The sequence below is a fragment of the Amycolatopsis sp. SID8362 genome (assembly GCF_010550475.1).
Taxonomy (GTDB): domain Bacteria; phylum Actinomycetota; class Actinomycetes; order Mycobacteriales; family Pseudonocardiaceae; genus Amycolatopsis; species Amycolatopsis eburnea.
The window spans coordinates 1-1,136 of sequence record NZ_JAAGNB010001694.1 but is presented as its reverse complement, the minus strand read 5'-3'; the positions used below and the strand labels follow the sequence as shown (position 1 = coordinate 1,136).

Here is a 1,136-nt window from a genome sequence, read left to right as displayed (position 1 = left end):
GCCCCCCGCGCGTTACGCGGGCCTGCCGGTGGGGCCGGCTCGGGCGCGGGCTGCCGGGCCCGGTAGGCCGGCGAGGCCGCCCGTTGGGGACTGGACCTCGATCAGCGCGTCGAGGCGTTGCCAGCGGCAGGTCAGGAGCTTCACTCCCATCCGGTCGGTGACCCACCGGGCGCGTTCGCAGGCCTGCGCGGGGCCTTCCGCCGCGTGGGAGGCCGCTGCCAGGGCTCCCAGGTCGGCTGCCGCCTCGGCTCGGTGGCGGGCGATCGTGGCCGCTCCCAGCCAGATGCCGAGGGTGGCCACGCTCGTCAACGCGGCGACGGCCAGCGCTGTCCAGATCGTGGCCGCTCCCCGGTCCGAACGCGGGTCAGCCATCTTCGGTCCCGGTGCCCGGCTCGGCCACCGCGTAGGCCGTCGCGTTGAGGTGGACCGCCGGGAGCAGGCCGCCGGCGGGCTGGGCTGTCACCTTCACCGTTATCGCGTCGCCTGCTTGCTCGACAGTGAGCTTCGCGTCCGTCGGGGCGATCCGGTGGACGGCCGCCGCTGCCAGCTCGGGTTGGCCCCGCGACAGGAGTCTTGCCGCTTCGCGGGCCGCGTCGGTGCAGCGCAGCTGGCTCGTCAGGGCCGTCAGGGCCGCTACCAACAGCACCGTTGTCACCGTCAGGCCGGCCAAGCCGAGGGCCGCTTCGACCGTCACCGCACCTTCGTCGCGGCGGGTCATGACGGCACCGTCAAGGCCTTCATCACCAGGTTCGTCAGCCACGAGACCACCGAGTCGCCGGTGAGCAGGGTGTAGAGGACGGCCGCGAACGCCGCGACGGCCACGGTGACGATCGCGTACTCGACGGTCGTGGAGCCTTCGTCCGAGCGGAGGCGGCGCTTGAACGCGCGCATGGGTTCTTCCCTTCGGTACTGGTTGGTCAGAAGAGGGGACCGAGGTGGCCGGCCAGGCCGAGGACGACCGGCAGCACGCCCAGGCAGAAGAAGGCCGGCAGGAAACACACGCCGACCGGCAGGGCGAGCGCCACCCCGGCCCGTTCGGCGCGTTCCTCCGCTGCCGCGGCCAGGTCGTCGCGGAAGCGGACGGCGAGGTCGGCGGCCGCCGCGGCGAAGGCCGCGCCGGAGCGGGACGTCCGGGT

General features: G+C 73.9%; 3 protein-coding genes and 1 pseudogene. All 4 read right to left on the bottom strand.

Annotated elements, in window-relative coordinates; genetic code table 11:
• Nucleotides 1–12 precede the first annotated feature (12 nt).
• Nucleotides 13–372 carry an Rv3654c family TadE-like protein gene (locus G3I65_RS51995; protein WP_160703450.1) on the bottom strand — a complete coding sequence of 120 codons (360 nt, stop codon included), beginning with the start codon at nt 370–372 and terminating at the stop codon, nt 13–15.
• Nucleotides 365–718, bottom strand: a complete 354-nt coding sequence (locus G3I65_RS51990) for a TadE family type IV pilus minor pilin (protein ID WP_166641662.1) — start codon at nt 716–718, stop codon at nt 365–367. Before G3I65_RS51990 ends, G3I65_RS51995 begins: the two co-directional genes overlap by 8 nt.
• Nucleotides 715–891, bottom strand: coding sequence for a DUF4244 domain-containing protein (locus tag G3I65_RS51985; protein ID WP_086865512.1), 177 nt, complete (start codon nt 889–891; stop codon nt 715–717). The genes G3I65_RS51990 and G3I65_RS51985 overlap by 4 nt, the downstream gene beginning before the upstream one ends.
• A 26-nt stretch (nt 892–917) precedes the next feature.
• Nucleotides 918–1,136, bottom strand: a pseudogene (locus G3I65_RS51980) (type II secretion system F family protein); the annotation flags it as partial.

Coding starts and splice junctions, on each gene's coding strand:
- G3I65_RS51995 (WP_160703450.1), bottom strand. CDS start 372: ATGGCTGACCCGCGTTCGGACCGGGGAGCGGCCACGATCTGGACAGCG.
- G3I65_RS51990 (WP_166641662.1), bottom strand. CDS start 718: ATGACCCGCCGCGACGAAGGTGCGGTGACGGTCGAAGCGGCCCTCGGC.
- G3I65_RS51985 (WP_086865512.1), bottom strand. CDS start 891: ATGCGCGCGTTCAAGCGCCGCCTCCGCTCGGACGAAGGCTCCACGACC.